This is a genomic window from Xanthomonas sp. NCPPB 4467, from assembly GCF_041475665.2.
Lineage (GTDB): Bacteria > Pseudomonadota > Gammaproteobacteria > Xanthomonadales > Xanthomonadaceae > Xanthomonas > Xanthomonas dyei.
The window spans coordinates 655,228-669,500 of sequence record NZ_CM191260.1 but is presented as its reverse complement, the minus strand read 5'-3'; the positions used below and the strand labels follow the sequence as shown (position 1 = coordinate 669,500).

At 60.4% G+C, this 14,273-nt stretch carries 14 protein-coding genes and 1 other RNA gene; 10 read left to right on the top strand and 5 right to left on the bottom strand.

Translation table 11 applies throughout. From position 1 onward, the window contains the following. The first annotated feature begins 326 nt into the window (after positions 1-326). The 4 genes from ACCQ06_RS02865 (at position 327) to ACCQ06_RS02850 (ending at position 5,983) form a co-directional block, all read left to right on the top strand. Positions 327-989: an imm11 family protein gene (locus ACCQ06_RS02865; protein ID WP_316690084.1), complete on the top strand. Its 663-nt coding sequence runs from the start codon at positions 327-329 to the stop codon at positions 987-989. 50 nt (positions 990-1,039) lie between these two features. Then, positions 1,040-1,702 carry an imm11 family protein gene (locus tag ACCQ06_RS02860; protein ID WP_316690083.1) on the top strand — a complete coding sequence of 221 codons (663 nt, stop codon included), beginning with the start codon at positions 1,040-1,042 and terminating at the stop codon, positions 1,700-1,702. 892 nt (positions 1,703-2,594) lie between these two features. Continuing rightward, positions 2,595-4,577, top strand: a complete 1,983-nt coding sequence (locus tag ACCQ06_RS02855; RefSeq protein ID WP_372365742.1) for an XVIPCD domain-containing protein — start codon at positions 2,595-2,597, stop codon at positions 4,575-4,577. Between the two features lie 347 nt (positions 4,578-4,924). Continuing rightward, positions 4,925-5,983: a PIN domain-containing protein gene (locus ACCQ06_RS02850; protein ID WP_316690081.1), complete on the top strand. Its 1,059-nt coding sequence runs from the start codon at positions 4,925-4,927 to the stop codon at positions 5,981-5,983. Positions 5,984-6,290: 307 nt separating this feature from the next. On the opposite strand, the gene ACCQ06_RS02845 is transcribed toward ACCQ06_RS02850, so the two are convergent. Both ACCQ06_RS02845 and ACCQ06_RS02840 read right to left on the bottom strand, forming a co-directional pair. Then, positions 6,291-7,139, bottom strand: a complete 849-nt coding sequence (locus ACCQ06_RS02845; RefSeq protein WP_316690080.1) for a tyrosine-type recombinase/integrase — start codon at positions 7,137-7,139, stop codon at positions 6,291-6,293. Positions 7,140-7,148: 9 nt separating this feature from the next. After that, entirely contained in the window at positions 7,149-7,562 is a 414-nt protein-coding gene (locus tag ACCQ06_RS02840) for an Arm DNA-binding domain-containing protein (protein WP_316690079.1), read from the bottom strand. 341 nt (positions 7,563-7,903) lie between these two features. On the opposite strand from ACCQ06_RS02840, the gene ACCQ06_RS02835 reads away from it, so the two are divergent. Continuing rightward, positions 7,904-7,980: non-coding RNA, sX9 sRNA (locus ACCQ06_RS02835), on the top strand. Between the two features lies 1 nt (position 7,981). Here the strand turns inward: ACCQ06_RS02835 and ACCQ06_RS02830 are convergent. Next, positions 7,982-8,473, bottom strand: coding sequence for a GNAT family N-acetyltransferase (locus tag ACCQ06_RS02830; protein WP_316690078.1), 492 nt, complete (start codon positions 8,471-8,473; stop codon positions 7,982-7,984). Beyond that, positions 8,470-9,141, bottom strand: coding sequence for a ribulose-phosphate 3-epimerase (gene rpe, locus ACCQ06_RS02825; RefSeq protein WP_316690077.1), 672 nt, complete (start codon positions 9,139-9,141; stop codon positions 8,470-8,472). Before rpe ends, ACCQ06_RS02830 begins: the two co-directional genes overlap by 4 nt. A gap of 129 nt (positions 9,142-9,270) precedes the next feature. Between rpe and ACCQ06_RS02820 the strand changes: the two genes are divergently transcribed. Further along, entirely contained in the window at positions 9,271-10,110 is an 840-nt protein-coding gene (locus ACCQ06_RS02820) for an outer membrane protein (RefSeq protein ID WP_316690076.1), read from the top strand. Between the two features lie 119 nt (positions 10,111-10,229). Here the strand turns inward: ACCQ06_RS02820 and ACCQ06_RS02815 are convergent, their stop codons facing one another. Continuing rightward, positions 10,230-10,559 (bottom strand): J domain-containing protein, encoded by a 330-nt coding sequence (locus ACCQ06_RS02815; protein WP_316690075.1) that lies wholly within the window; start codon positions 10,557-10,559, stop codon positions 10,230-10,232. A 207-nt stretch (positions 10,560-10,766) separates the two neighbouring features. Between ACCQ06_RS02815 and ACCQ06_RS02810 the strand changes: the two genes are divergently transcribed. The 4 genes from ACCQ06_RS02810 to ACCQ06_RS02795 all read left to right on the top strand — a co-directional run bounded on the left by ACCQ06_RS02810 (position 10,767) and on the right by ACCQ06_RS02795 (position 14,162). Then, positions 10,767-11,693 (top strand): phosphoribosylaminoimidazolesuccinocarboxamide synthase, encoded by a 927-nt coding sequence (locus tag ACCQ06_RS02810; protein ID WP_316690074.1) that lies wholly within the window; start codon positions 10,767-10,769, stop codon positions 11,691-11,693. Positions 11,694-12,240: 547 nt separating this feature from the next. Continuing rightward, positions 12,241-12,540 (top strand): hypothetical protein, encoded by a 300-nt coding sequence (locus tag ACCQ06_RS02805; protein WP_323706873.1) that lies wholly within the window; start codon positions 12,241-12,243, stop codon positions 12,538-12,540. A gap of 415 nt (positions 12,541-12,955) precedes the next feature. After that, on the top strand, positions 12,956-13,450 hold the full coding sequence (locus ACCQ06_RS02800) for a hypothetical protein (protein WP_316690072.1): 495 nt from the start codon (positions 12,956-12,958) through the stop codon (positions 13,448-13,450). A 160-nt stretch (positions 13,451-13,610) separates the two neighbouring features. Beyond that, positions 13,611-14,162, top strand: a complete 552-nt coding sequence (locus ACCQ06_RS02795; protein WP_316690071.1) for a hypothetical protein — start codon at positions 13,611-13,613, stop codon at positions 14,160-14,162. Positions 14,163-14,273 lie beyond the last annotated feature (111 nt).

Below are 14,273 nucleotides of genomic sequence, written 5' to 3'. Positions count from 1 at the left end.
GTGAAAATCATGGCTAGCCACTACTACACATGCCATCGCTGACGGCCCTCACCTCCTAGCAATGAGTCCTGTACCTGACACGCTGCTGTGCTGGTAACACAGGTAACGCCTGTAACCGGATGGCGGAAATCTTTTACTATCAAGGATCTACGCTGGTCACCCACGTCTAAACCTCCATGTAACTAGCTGTAACGTTGGTAACGAAGCGCCTAAGATGGAGGTGCATGGCGCCTAGCTGGTCCCCGGCTTCACAGACAGGCCGCCCGTTGCCATAGAATCGCGGGAAGCAAGGGAATCAGCTGCGATCTGCAGCGCAACCGTCCACGATGGAAATCAGCATGAACGATGAGGCAGGAATCCCCGTCACTGTCGCGAGCGACTCCCATTTAGGGGAGTTTTTTGTCCTCCGGCCGAGCTTCCGGGGAAATGGGAAGAGCGCGGGCTTGAAGATTGCCAACGAAGAACTGCTTCTGCCCCCTGGAATGAACACCATGGATCCCCCCAATGGTGATCCAAGCCAGTATCCGGTGAGGCCACACCTAGTGCAGGTGCCGGGACAGCAAGAAATGCCGCGTGATTTCGAGAAGCTCGCGGGCATCTGGACCGTTTCGGAAGCATTAAAACACGTGTTCGATGCCGTTGATCCGGAAGGCTTCGCCTTTGCGGCTTGCGACTTCACTCTTGCCGATGGCATGCAGGGTCCTCAGTACTACCTCTGCAGCGTGACGCGTTGGCTTGATGCGCTTGATGAGAGTGAGTCGCGGGTCCAGATCGAGGTCGAACACGACTACGAGACCGGAGAGGACCTCAACTTCTATAGCGTATCCGGGGGTGCAAGCCTTATCTTCAAGCAAGACGTCGTTGGTAACGCCCACATCTTCCGTCAATCACGCCTAGGAACCGAGGTCATTTGTGATCGCGTTCTGTTCAACGCCTTGAGCGCGGGCCAGCTTGACGGAATTTTGCTACGAGACGCCGCAGACTTCTAAATGACCCAGCGAAGCAATAAGCTTTTATTTTCCACATATCAGCACACGTGATGGAAGCCTACATGAATGAGCAAGCTGCAATTCCGGTCATCATTGCCGGCGATTCTCATAAAGGGGATTTTTTTGTCCTTGAGCCCAGTTTCTGGGGAAATGGGAAAATGCCTGGCGTAAAAATCGACAATGAAAAAAAGCTCAGGCTTCCTGGGAGCTTTATCGTTGAGCCGCCCAATGGCGATCCAGGGCAGTATTCTGAAAAACCCCATTTAGTCCAGCTGCCTGAATTGGGCGGCATGCCACGCGATTTTGAAAATCTATTTGGCATGTGGATTGTCTCTGAAACATTGAAACGTGTTTTCGAATCAGTTGATCCAGAGGGCTTTGCGTTTGCGGCTTGTGACTTCACGCTCGCCGATGGCACGTCTGGGCCTCAGTACTACTTGTGCGAAGTGGTGCGTTCGCTAGATGCACTGGATGAGGATTTGTCCCAAGTAAAGATTGAGTTCGAACGAGATCATCAAACAGGAGAAGATCTAAAGTTCTACAGCGTTTCCGGTGGAGCCAGCCTTGTTTTCAAGAAAGAAGTCGTAGGGAGTGCCCATATTTTCCGACAGCCCAGACTCGGTATCAACGCCATTTGCGACCGTGTTCTAGCTGAAGCACTCAATACTGCGAATCTGGACGGCATCGAACTAACCGACGCGTCGGAGTTTTGATTCGTAAAACCTAGCTCATGCATTATTGCGCGGGAATATTGAAATGGCAGACACTCCGGTCTTTCAAGGTCATCATGTCATCGAACAAGCTGCCTATGGCCGCAGCAAATTATTAAACACCTTGTCAGAGCGCGGCCTATTCAATATTGATGGTCCCAGCAGCATGCTCAACCTACCAGCTGACAAGGCTTTAGCGGCTAAGATGGGATTGTCGCCTCATCCAGGCGGACCACTTGGTGCTTATAACAAAGAACTCGTAATTAAGCTGCAGCGCTTGGAGATATCACCTGACGGCCAGGCGATGCTCCGTGGTGACGAAGCCGCTACGCAGCGCATCGTGGCTAGGGTCAATAATCTGACCGCCACGCTCAAGGCGGGATTGGTCAACGGCGACCTTGTGACTAACGCGCCTCAAGGCATGACGCCGGAGCAAGCCAACGCAAAAATTAGAACATTCTTCGGCGACATCGAGGGCTACCAGCGGAACCATGCCACTCAGATTGCCGAACTCGGCAAGATGTCAGCAGCAGAGGCGCGATGGGCCGCCGTTACGCAGTCAGAAGGCAACATCAAACTGGCACTGGATGCGATCGATCAGCCCGGTGTCTCTGCCGTAAGTGATCGCTGGGGCGGCCGGCAGTCTCTCGGCACCGCAATCGCCGATGCCAATCAAGCCGGCCGCTTGCCGCTCACCGAACCAGTGGGAGCGCGTCTGCGCCTCGCCTTTGCTCAGGAGATGCCCCCGGTTCTCACACGGCCACCGGCTGGGCCGCGGATTCCCGGCGCCCCAGGTGAAGGCGGTATTGTGCCCGGCGAAGGGCTTGCAGCGGAGGCTGCCGGAGCACGCGGGCTTTCTGGTGCTCGTGTCGCTGGTGCTGCCGGCATTGCGTTGATGGCCTATGACTTCGCTGTGACCGGCCATCGCGTTGTCCAGCTAAACACGCAAGGCAACGATGCCGGCGCCGCGTCGGCAGCCACCCACTTCGTCGGCCGCAATGCAGGCGGCATCGTGGGCGGCTTCTTGGTTGGTGCAGGCTACGGCGTCGCCACAGGCTCGTGGACGGGGCCGGGCGCGCTGGCGACTGGCTTGGTCGGCGGAGTGGCCGGCGTCTACCTTGGCGAACGCTGGGCCGAGAAGCAAGACATCAACCGGATCTACACACAGCCAGATCGCAGTGGCAACGAGTGGACGCGCAACCCGGAGGATCCCCAAGGCACCTGGACGCGCACAGTGAGCGCACCGATGCCAAACGGCGGTTTTCAGGAAACGCGGCTGGTTGCTGCTGGCCGTCTTGCCGATGAACTGAATTACCGAGCGGCTAACGACTCGTATTCACTCGGGCTGGCAAATCCACCAAAGCCGCAGGATCCATACCGCCTGGATGCCAAGAACGAAACGCATCCGCCGCGCGAGCCGTTTGAAACTGGCCGCGACTATGTGCGCAATGAACAGACCGCGCAGTGGCAGCTTGAAATCCGAGAGAACATCGACGGCAAGATACCAGTCACACGCAATGTCCCGATCAGCACCGAGCGTGCGACTGCGTTGGAGAGTCAGTCGCAGACCATCATCGCGCAAAACGCTGCCAACACTCCGGAAGCAACAGCTGCCCGCTACCAGATCGCCTACAACCAGTTCGGCTGGAATGAGTTCGCCAATCGCGAACCGGTGCCCCAGGCCATCACGAACGCACGCACGCAACCGCAGCCATTACAGGCGTCAGACGGTAATTCCTACACCCGCGAAGCGAACGGCGAATGGAGCACGCCCGGCACGCTCTATGGCACCAATGCGGCCACCGGCAACACGCGTGAGGAATTGAACCGCACGTGGCAGAGCCAACAGGCCGGGCTTCAAGACATGGCGTCAATGGCGGAGGTCGCCCGAAGCAATCCAACGCCGACGCAGAGCGACTTGCACAGCCAAGTGGCCGGGATGTACGCCCGCGCCGGCATTGCACGCACTGATGCGCAGATCGATGCCGCCACGGCGGCAGTTGCACAAGACCATGCGCGCGATACGGGCAAGCAGATGCCCTTCTTCCTGCAGCTGCAGAAAGATGGCTCGATCGCCACGGTGGTTGGCCAGAACGACGACCGCATGGAGATCAGGGCGACCACGACGGCGGAAGAGATATCGCAAGCAGAGAGGCAGCAGGCAATGCCTGCAAACGCCCCCCAAGCCAATCCCCCTGGGCAGTCGCCTCAGACGCAACAGCCTGCAGCACCGCCCACGCAAGCCCCCGTACCCAGCGGGTCGTCGTCGCAGACAGCGCCGGGACGTTCATCTGCGCTGGATGACGACCACGTGCAAGGGCGTGCAGCGTCCACGAGCACGACCACAGCACAGGTCAGCGCGCCGGGAATGCAGATGGGTGCGCGCTCTGTTGCATCGCACGATCCTCGTGAGGACGAGCAGCCATCTGTGAATCGTCAGAGCGCCGTTGGCCCGAAGCCGCAGGATGCTGCATTGGTGGAGCAACTACGCTCGTCCATTGCCAAGCTCGATGAGAGCGCCAACAAACCATGGGATGAGCGCAGCGATCGCATGGTTGCGAGCGCCTACAAAATGGCTGTGGAGGCGGGATTCAAGCCCGGCGACAAGGTCGACGTCGCACTGAACGTACCGACCGACAAGCTACCAGGCGGGGTGACGATGTTCGTGATGCGCTCAGGCCCGGGCGCGTCCCCGGATCCGTATGCCAACCGCGCGCACATGCCAACCAGCGAGGCATTGGCGGCGGCTCCCGAACAACAGTATCTGGCGGCGAACCAGGCACGCGACACGCAAGAGCAAACGCGACTGCAAGAACTCGCACAGGCGCGTGACCACACCCAGGACGACCCGAGCAGGACAGGACCGAGAATGTCATAGCAGGGTTGATCTTATGATTGGAAGAAATGCGAGGCTGTGGTGATGACGCCACTCACCCGCCATCTGAAACGCCGTTTAGCTGTGGGCATTGCCACTAATTGGATTGGACAGCGGCTGCGGCCAGGTGGAAGCGAAGCCGGTTTGGAAGCAGTACCTGTGAGTGGTCGCCGGTCGTAGACGTCCAAGTGCGAACGTTGGCTAACCTACAAATTAAGCCGAGGCGCAGAGTCGCTTCCGCCCGAGGAGCGTAGGCGGAGCGTTAAACAACCCGAACGTGTAGTACAGGCATTGCCAAGCCAAAACGCCACGCATGCTATGTTCGGGCTAGATACTGGGAAACTACTTCGATGGCAAAGCCTGCTAAGCGTGTATTCGTCGACGCCAACACTTGGATCTCCTGGGGATATAAGTTCGGCAGAGCTGAAGCATCCACACTCCAAGACCTGGTTGAACACGGCCTGGTCCGCGTGCTGGTCACCGATCTGACCATCACGGAAATCGCGAAGCGATTCACGAAAATCGAGTTCGACAAAGTGGAGCCACTCACTAAGGCGGAGCTTCGTACTGCAGCGAAGCGATATTTAGAGATCGAAGTTCCTGAGATGGATCGAGACACGTTGAGGCGTTCAATCTTCAATCACCAGCTGGAAGCGGTAACCGACGCATTAAAAGAGCGCTTCAGGGTTGATGTTAGGGGCATCGACACAGTCAAGCCTTCAACGGTGCTGAACGATTACACACATGGCATTGGTTTGTTTGGGCCTTCAGCAAAGAAGGATCAGTTCCCTGACGCCTTCATCTTCGCGGCCATTGCAGCCACGGCTTCGATAGATGTTCCAGTGATCGTTCTGTCACAAGATGGTGACTTCACCGAGGCCTGCATCAAGCACGAGCACATCACTCGGGTCAGCACCATGCCCGGTCTGCTCGAGGTACTTGGCCTGCAGCCTGAGGACAAAGCATTGATGGCCGTGGTGGAGGCGGAAGTGGAGCTGTTCGAAGAATCGATGACCGACGCACTCGCTGACCACACGCTTGATGCAGACGACGTCGAAGATGCGGAGGTCGAACTTCTGGAACTTCTGCGCATCGAAGACTTGGAAGTGCGATCACTCTACCGAATCATTGAGGGTGAAAACACTTACATCGGGTTCGGGCACTGCTCAACAGAGTTGGAGGTCAGTTACTCGCATCCAGACTGGGACAATGCAATCTGGGATAGTGAGGACAAGCGCCTTATCCCCATCGATACTGTGGAAGGGAAGACGAGCGCATCGACCAGAAATTTTGCCTTCAGCTTCTTAGTCGACATGGAAGATGGAAAGCCAGTTAGCGTATACGACTGCGAGGTGCGCGAAACCTGGGGTGTCTATCTGAGCATTCAGCCCTATGACCCATATCAGTAGCGTCAGCTTCCTCGTTGCGGTTGCTAGCAAGCATTGCTCTGCCGCAAGTGGCCCGAAAGTGTCACGTTGAATGCCTCTTGGCGTTCAATCCATGGCATCGGCTACCGAAACTGCTAGATGTGGGCCAGCATACTAATCCTAAGGCAATGCAACACAAGTTACAGCGCGTTACAGGCCCGCCTAGGCCTTCGGAGCACGAACTAAGCGATTGAAAAAATTCAATTAATTGACCAACGTTACGCGCGTTACAGCTGTTACGCCAAAAAAGGAGTCAGAAAGAAATGAGAAATGAAAGGAAGCAAGAGGTCTAGGCGGAGGCCCTAAGAGGGTCCAGATGGTCGGCCCATGCCTGCATCATGCGTCGGCGTTCTGGGAGATATTCGGCTAGGTTGTAAACGCCGCGAACGCCCTTATGACGATGAGCCAGTTGGCGTTCAATCGCGTCAGCCCCCCAGCCCTGCTCATTGAGCAGCGTTGAAGCCATATGGCGGAAACCATGACCGACGATTTCGTTCTTGCCGAAGCCTAGGCGACGCAGCGCAATGTTCACGCTGCACTCGCCCATGGGCCGCTTCAAACTTCGGATGCTTGGAAGCAAAAACTCGCTGCCGCTTGTCATTGGTATCAGCCGTTCAATTACTGCCATTGCCTGTGTCGAGAGAGGAACAACGTGACCAGCGTTGTACGTGTCCAGCTTCTCCGCATAGCGCAATTTCAGCCGGGCGGCAGGTATCCGCCACTCCGACGCTTCCAGATTGATCTCTTCCCACCGCGCACCCCGCAGCTCCCCAGGCCGAACAAAAAGTAATGGGAGCAGCTGCAGGGCGGCGCGCACAACCAGGTTCCCCTCATATGAATCGATAGCGCGGAGCAGCACGCTAATCTTGGATGGGTCAGTTGTGGTCGCATATCGACGCGCGATTGCGGGCCTCAGTGCACCACGTAGATCACCAGCGGGATCACGCTCCGCTCTCCCGGTAGCGATGGCATATCGAAAGACGAGGCTCATGCACTGACGTATACGATGCGCGGTGGCTTGCGCGCCGCGCTTCTCTACTCTGACGAGGATTGGCAGCAGATCCTGTGGCTTTAAATCGGCGATGGGCACACGACCCAACCAAGGGTAGACGTCGTTTTCTAATCGCATCTTCACCATGCGGGTGTGCTAATGAGCCCAGTTAGGGGAGAAGCGTTCTATCCATTCCATCGCCACCGATTGGAACGTCGTCGCCATTTCGATACCGCGCGTGAGCTTTTCCTGCCGCCGCAGTGCGGCTGGGTCAACTCCCTTGTCCAAGAGCGCCTTCACTTCGCCGCGGCGTACACGTGCCTGAGCACTGGTCACGTCGGGATAGCTGCCGATGGACATTAGCTGCTCTTTCCCCGCAAAGCGGTACTTCAGACGCCAGAGCCTTGCCCCACTGGGCCGCAGCTCCAAATACAAACCGTCACCGTCAAAAAGCCGGTTGCCTTTTCCGTCAGGGTTGTAGCGACTTTTGCGGAAAACTAGCTCTGCGAGAGGGGTGGTGCGTTTGGCCATTGGGCATTCAATCGTCTTGTACGGCGCAAACTCAGCCATCAACACCAGCTGCAGCCTAACGGCCGAGGTATTGCGGCTTCTGCACCTGGGGGTATCAGGGCAACTAGGATACCCCCAAACATCATCAGATTGAATCGGACCGCTTAGGACGGATAAGTACAAATCCCTTAGTGATCATATAGATGCAATCGCTTGATTAGGTCACTGTAAGACACTATGGGACGACTATACCCAGGCAGGATCAGCCTCCAATTTTCTTGAAGGCCGCTCCGGGTGGAGCGGCCTTCTTTTTGTCTGCGGTTTGTCTGCGATGCGGCGCTTGGAGCGATCAACAATGACCGCACGCAGCATCAGGCGAACATGGCATTGCTCGAAACGGCATGAGCCAAGCGCACATTCCGGCTCCAAGCACCCCGGCCGCATCCAGCTGTCGACTGCTCGCGACGGTCTATCAGCTCTTAACCGCCCGTGGCAAATGCGGCCAGGCGCTCGCCATCGAGCCGGTACACCGTCCAGCCGTCCATCGGGCGGGCGCCGACGGCTTGGTAGAAGTCGATGGCCGGTTGATTCCAGTCCAGCACCGACCATTCGACGCGCCCGCAGCCGCGCTGCACCGCCAACTGCGCCAGATGACGCAGCAGCGCCAGACCGGCGCCCTTGCCGCGCGCTTCCGGGCGCACGAACAGGTCTTCCAGATACAGGCCGTTGCGGCCCAGCCAGGTCGAGTAGTTGAAGAAATACACCGCAAAGCCCAATGCCTGGCCATCGTGCTCGCAGATCAGCGCATGCGCGGTGGCGCCCTCGCCGAACAGGCTGGCACGCAGATCGTCGGGGCTGGCCTTGACCGCATCGGGCTCGCGCTCGTACACCGCCAGCGCGGTGATCAACGCATGCAGCAGCGGCACGTCATCGGGCGTGGCGCTGCGGATCTGCAATGCCTGCGCGCTCATCGCACCGCATCCACCGCTGCGCGCATCTGCGCGATCACCTGCGCATAGTCGGGCGCATTGAAGATCGCCGAGCCGGCCACGAAGGTATCGGCGCCGGCGGCGGCAATTGCGCCGATGTTGTCGGCCTTGACCCCGCCATCGATCTCCAGGCGGATCGGCTTGCCCAGCGCGTCGATCTTGCTGCGGATGGCACGCAATTTATCCAGTGCCGACGGAATGAACGCCTGCCCGCCGAAGCCGGGATTGACCGACATCACCAGCACCAGATCCAGCTCCGGCAGCACCCAATCGAGAATATCCACCGGGGTGGCCGGATTGAGCACCAGCCCGGCCTGGCAGCCGTGCGATTTGATCAGCTGGATGGTGCGGTGCACGTGGCGACTGGCTTCGGGATGGAAGCTGATCGTGGTGGCGCCAGCTTGCGCGAAGTCCGGCACGATGCGGTCCACCGGCTCCACCATCAGGTGCACGTCGATCGGCGCGGTGATGCCGTGCTTGCGTAGCGCCTGGCACACCATCGGGCCGATGGTCAGATTGGGCACGTAATGGTTATCCATCACGTCGAAGTGCACCCAGTCGGCGCCAGCGGTGAGGACGTTGTTCACTTCTTCGCCAAGACGGGCGAAATCGGCGGACAGGATGGACGGGGCGATCGCCGTCGATTGCATGAGCAGCTCGTAGGAAGACGGAAACCCCATTGTCGCAACCCCTGCCCGACGAGGAAAGGCGTGCATCCGTGGTGGACCCAGCTGCGTATGCACTTGACCGGCGTACTGCGCCCGACTTGAGGAGATTCCATGAAAACCACCCCGCTCGCCTCCGCCGCCATGGTGTTGCTGGCCCTCGCTCCCTCCGCCTGGGCACAAACCGGCCCGGCCGACTGGTCCGGTTTCTCCATTGGCGCCAATGTGGGCGGTGCCGATCCTGCCGGCGTGTCCGGCGGCCGTTTCGGCTTCGATACCAACCTGGATGGCCGCGACGGCGACCAGGTCAGCACTACCACCGGCGCCAATGCGTTTTCGCCGGGCTTTTGCGGTGGCGCGGCCGCCGGGCGCACGCCGGCCAGCGGCTGCAGCAAGGACAAGGGCGGCGCCGAATACGGAGCGCGGCTGGGCTACGACTGGCAGGCCGGCAACTGGGTCTATGGCGTGGTGGCCGAGTACACCCGCAACGATATCCGCGACAGCGTCAGCGCCTTCAGCACCACGCCTGCGCTGTACACCTTCACCCGCCAGCTCAACCGTACCGCTGCGCTGCGCGGCCGGATCGGCTATGCGTTCGGTGCGCAGGGCGATTACCTGGCGTACTTCACCGCCGGCGTGGCGCGCGGCGAGTTCGACCACAGCTTTACCAGCAGCAACACCGCCAACAGTTTCACAGGCAGCGGCGGCGACAGCGCCGACGGCTACCAGGCCGGCGTCGGGCTACAGCGTCGCTTGAGCGACCATGTCTCGGTGGGCGTGGAATATCTGTTCACCCGCCTGCAGGACGAAGACACCCGCGTGCGCGTCGGGCCGGGCACCGCGCCGGCCACCAACCCCTTCTTGCTGGTCAATCCAGCCGGTACCGACCTGCGTCGCACCGACACCGACTTTTCGACCAATGCAGTGCGGCTGACGGCGACGTATCGCTTCTGATACAGGGCTAACGGCAGCGCCACCTGGGCTCGGCCTGGGTGGCGCTGTTTCTGTTTGGGATGGGCAGCGGCCCTGCTTACTGCGACCTGCTGAACGCGCAATGCGTTCACCTCATCCACTCAGCGCTTGCGCAGCCGCTGGATCCGGTCGTACGCGGCGTTGATCTGGCTGGCCTTTTTCTCTGCCTGACGGCGCGCTTCCGGCTCGGCGTTGGCCACCTTGTCCGGGTGGTAGCGCGACATCAGCCGGCGATAGGCCAGATCGATCTCGGCCGTGGTGGCGTCCGGCTCCAGCCCCAAGGCTTCATAGGGGTTTTCCTCGCGCCGCTTGAACCAGCCGGCATCCACTGCATGCCCGATGGCCAGGCCGATCATCAGCCCCACAAATGGCGCGCCGCGGAACAGCAAGGCGCCGGCCAATGCGCCGAGCAGTTTTCCGTACCAGGACATGAGCAATGGGGGGCGGCAAGGCGGGCTGGCGATCTTACCCGAACGCCCGCCCGGCTTGGCTGACGCGCCCTCCACAGCCTGTGCACGGCGGTGCCCAATAAATCCAGCGGGCCGCGCCGAAGCGCCGTACACTACGCGGCCCGCTGCCCACCCGCGGGCCCGCCGGGTCCCGGGGACAGCGTCATAGCGACGTCCTTAGGAGTGCCTGTGTCGACCACGCTGTTGCAATCCGATCTGCCCGGCCTGCCGTTGCGTCATCGTGGCAAGGTCCGCGATGTCTTCGATATTCCCCGCGACCGCCTGCCCGCCAACGCACCGCCCGGCGACTATCTGTTGATAGTGGCCACCGACCGCCTGTCCGCGTTCGATGTGGTGTTGCCGGACCCGATTCCCGGCAAGGGCGAGATGCTGTGCCAGGTCTCCAATTTCTGGTTCCACAAGACCGAACACCTGATGCCCAACCACCTGGTCAACATCGCGGTGGAGCAGGTGCTGCCCGAGGGTGTGGACCCGGCGCTGTACGCCAAACGTGCGGTGGTCACGCGCAAGCTCAAGCCGGTACCGGTGGAAGCGATCGCGCGTGGCTATCTGATCGGCAGCGGCTGGAAGGACTATCAGCGCACCGGCAAGGTCAGCGGCATCGAATTGCCCGACGGCCTGCGTCAGGCCGAGAAACTGCCCGAGCCGATCTTTACCCCGTCGACCAAGGCCGCCGTGGGCGACCATGACGAAAACATCGACTTCGATGCGATGGTCAAAACCGTGGGCGCCGAACTGGCCGAACGCGTGCGCGATGCCACCTTGCGCATCTACCGCTTCGCTGCGGATTTTGCCGCCGAACGCGGCATTTTGCTGGCCGACACCAAGTTCGAATTCGGCACCGACGCCGATGGCCGCCTGTACATCATGGACGAGATGCTGACCCCGGATTCGTCGCGCTACTGGCCGGCCGATCAGTACGAAGTGGGCACCAGCCCGCCAAGCTACGACAAGCAGTTTGTGCGCGATTATCTGGAGACGCTGGACTGGGGCAAGACCGTACCGGGCCCGAGCCTGCCGGCCGATGTCATCGACCGCACACGTGCCAAATATGCCGAAGCGCTACAGCGGCTGGCGGGTATTTCAGTCGATTGATGCGTTGAAGCCCCGAGTGCGGGGCTTTGGTTTTTTGCGGTCGTCGATTATCGGAGTCGGCGCTGGAGAGACCGGTAATGCATCGATCGGTAATGCGCGCTTGAAACACGACATGGCGCGCGTTTGATGATGTGTGAGAGTTCTCCCAGCGGCCTGTTGCAATAGTGATCACATCCAGCAGCCAGGTTTTGACGATGCCGCATCCCTCGAACAACCGACTCACGCCATTGCCTTGCGTCATGCTGCCTGCGCTGTTGTTCGCAGCGATGGCATGCAGCGCTGACGAGCCGATTGCTACGCAGGCCGCAGCACGCGCCTTACCCGCAGCACCTGCAGCGGTGACTGCTGTCGGTCAGCCATTCGCAGCGATGATCAAGGCAAGCGGCGTAACGTGTGCCAATCCACTCTCCGGCACGGCTGCACGGCAGGCAATATCGATGCAGGCGATTTTTATGATGTGGAGCTGTTACCGGACTGCGGTGACATAGGATTCTTCGCAGGCGTCGCACTTGCAACGGGCGCAGACATACTTGATACCGTTCCAGCCATGGGCAGCACCGCAACCGCCACTGCCCGCCTGACGCAAGGTCAACTCGTCTGCGTCCAGGGCATCGCCCGCACCGGGCAGAATCTGCGCTATTACTATGTGATCGCGATCCCGGCGAGCAGTGTCGCTGCGTGCAAGAACGCGACGCTGTGTGACACGTATGGCGACAGGCCGATCAAACGTTTGAAGCCAACGGGCGGCGCGGCCTGTCGACCCGCTGCGCAGGGCCGCTATGTCGGCGACTGTGCACAGGGCTGGGTCGATGCAGATGCGCTGGACGTTTTTTCGAACGGGATTTAGGGCGGTTTATGAAACGTAGCGCGTCGTCGTCAGGCGGGTGTGGACGGCGCGCCCAACACCGGAATAGCCGCGTGGTACACGCTGCACCGAGCAGCGGCCGCGCTCGCCTGGTGGTAAGCACAGGAGGTTTGTCAGCCGCTCTAAGTTACGTTCCGCACATCGGGGATGCTGAGAGAACCGCAATGCGCACGTGCGCCGACAGATGGTCCCGGTGACGCACTGGTTCGATCAGCGGAGCCTGCGCGCCGTGTCGGAACGGCCGCATCCCTTGAAACCACGCCTGCGTGCTCGCGGCGTTGCGCAGCCTCTTCACTGGCGCCGATGCTCCGACTGCAGGATTTTCACACACGACAACCGCGCCGCCGATAGACTCTCGCCGCGCGCATGCTGCCCCGACACGATCAGGAGGATCCCATTGGCTAGTGACCGTACTACCCTGACCGCTCTGGTAGTGAGCTTGGCGCTTGCGGCCTGCTCCGCACAGGCGCCGCCGGCGGCCTCAGGCTCGCCACCAGCCGCCGCGCCCGCGACCACCGTCGCAGCCACCGCGCCGGCGCCGGCAGCGAGTTGCCCGGAGGCCGACTTCTCCGCGTTCTTGAAGCGCTTCAGTGCGGAGATCGCTGTGCAGGAGAAGGCCACCGCCGATCCGCTCAGCATGGTCCAGCTAGACCCGGAGGCGCAGCCCGAGCCGGCACCGGTGACGCGCGAGGTCCCGCTCGCAAAGGTCGAGTGGCCGGTCATCCCCAACCTGGACGCTGTCCGCAACGGCGGCCGCGAAGTCGTCGTGTCCGAGGACGCTGGCGGTCGCCAGGTGATGGTTCGCACCCCGAACACCGACGATCAGCAGGTCTACCATTTCGCGCAGCGCCCGTGCTGGACGCTGGTCAAGGTGGACGACCAGTCGCTGTAACTCGGCAGGCCGGTAGAACCCACGCGGCGGACGTCACAGACGGACGCGTTGACGCGACTTCCGACGCGACGTCAACCGCCGGCAGGCGTTCCGATGGAATGGGCACAGGGGCGAGATACTTTGATGAGACCTCCAAGGAGGCCAACCGATGCGACGTGACATGTTTCTGTTCCCTGTGCTGGCTGCGACGCTGTGCCTGTCCGCCTGCGGCGACAAACCGATGTCCGCAACGAGTGCCCCAAGCGCGCCAGCGGCGGCGTCGCCCACTCCCCAACCTGCTGTTTCAGCGGACGCGGTCCGACCAGGACAAAACGACATGATCAAGGAATGCCGAGGCATGCGTCTGCAATTGACCGCACTGCCTTCACAAGACGCAACGTCCACCAAGACACGGGTGGACATGGAACGCGAGGGCCAACGCCAGACCTTGGCGGTACCTGCGGAGATGGCGGAATACACGCCGGTCGGGATCGGCTGTGCGGAAGATGGCAAGGGAACCGCCTACGCTGTCGTCCAGTATGGCGAGCTGCCCTATGGTTGCGAATTCTGCGAGTGGTTCTTCCTCTACGACGCCACAGGGAAACTGCTCAATCACGCCACCCCGCCGCTTCTCGAACAGGACGGCCAGCAGAGTCCGAACAACGACGAGTACGAACACATGCTTGAACAGCTGGGGCTGAAGCACCCCGAGCTATTACCGTTCCAGTCTTGATTGGAGCAACCGATGCGCATGCACCGTCACGGATGTGGTGCATCGCCAATGAAGTACGCAGTACATGGAGCAACACCCCCGACACGGAAGAATCTGTCTCATAGAAAGGAA

What these genes read in the sequence shown, in the direction of transcription:
- ACCQ06_RS02865 (WP_316690084.1), top strand. Translation starts at nt 327, where the DNA reads ATGGAAATCAGCATGAACGATGAGGCAGGAATCCCCGTCACTGTCGCG.
- ACCQ06_RS02860 (WP_316690083.1), top strand. Translation starts at nt 1,040, where the DNA reads ATGGAAGCCTACATGAATGAGCAAGCTGCAATTCCGGTCATCATTGCC.
- ACCQ06_RS02855 (WP_372365742.1), top strand. Translation starts at nt 2,595, where the DNA reads ATGGCCTATGACTTCGCTGTGACCGGCCATCGCGTTGTCCAGCTAAAC.
- ACCQ06_RS02850 (WP_316690081.1), top strand. Translation starts at nt 4,925, where the DNA reads ATGGCAAAGCCTGCTAAGCGTGTATTCGTCGACGCCAACACTTGGATC.
- ACCQ06_RS02845 (WP_316690080.1), bottom strand. Translation starts at nt 7,139, where the DNA reads ATGGTGAAGATGCGATTAGAAAACGACGTCTACCCTTGGTTGGGTCGT.
- ACCQ06_RS02840 (WP_316690079.1), bottom strand. Translation starts at nt 7,562, where the DNA reads ATGGCTGAGTTTGCGCCGTACAAGACGATTGAATGCCCAATGGCCAAA.
- ACCQ06_RS02830 (WP_316690078.1), bottom strand. Translation starts at nt 8,473, where the DNA reads ATGAGCGCGCAGGCATTGCAGATCCGCAGCGCCACGCCCGATGACGTG.
- rpe (WP_316690077.1), bottom strand. Translation starts at nt 9,141, where the DNA reads ATGCAATCGACGGCGATCGCCCCGTCCATCCTGTCCGCCGATTTCGCC.
- ACCQ06_RS02820 (WP_316690076.1), top strand. Translation starts at nt 9,271, where the DNA reads ATGAAAACCACCCCGCTCGCCTCCGCCGCCATGGTGTTGCTGGCCCTC.
- ACCQ06_RS02815 (WP_316690075.1), bottom strand. Translation starts at nt 10,559, where the DNA reads ATGTCCTGGTACGGAAAACTGCTCGGCGCATTGGCCGGCGCCTTGCTG.
- ACCQ06_RS02805 (WP_323706873.1), top strand. Translation starts at nt 12,241, where the DNA reads ATGGGCAGCACCGCAACCGCCACTGCCCGCCTGACGCAAGGTCAACTC.
- ACCQ06_RS02795 (WP_316690071.1), top strand. Translation starts at nt 13,611, where the DNA reads ATGTTTCTGTTCCCTGTGCTGGCTGCGACGCTGTGCCTGTCCGCCTGC.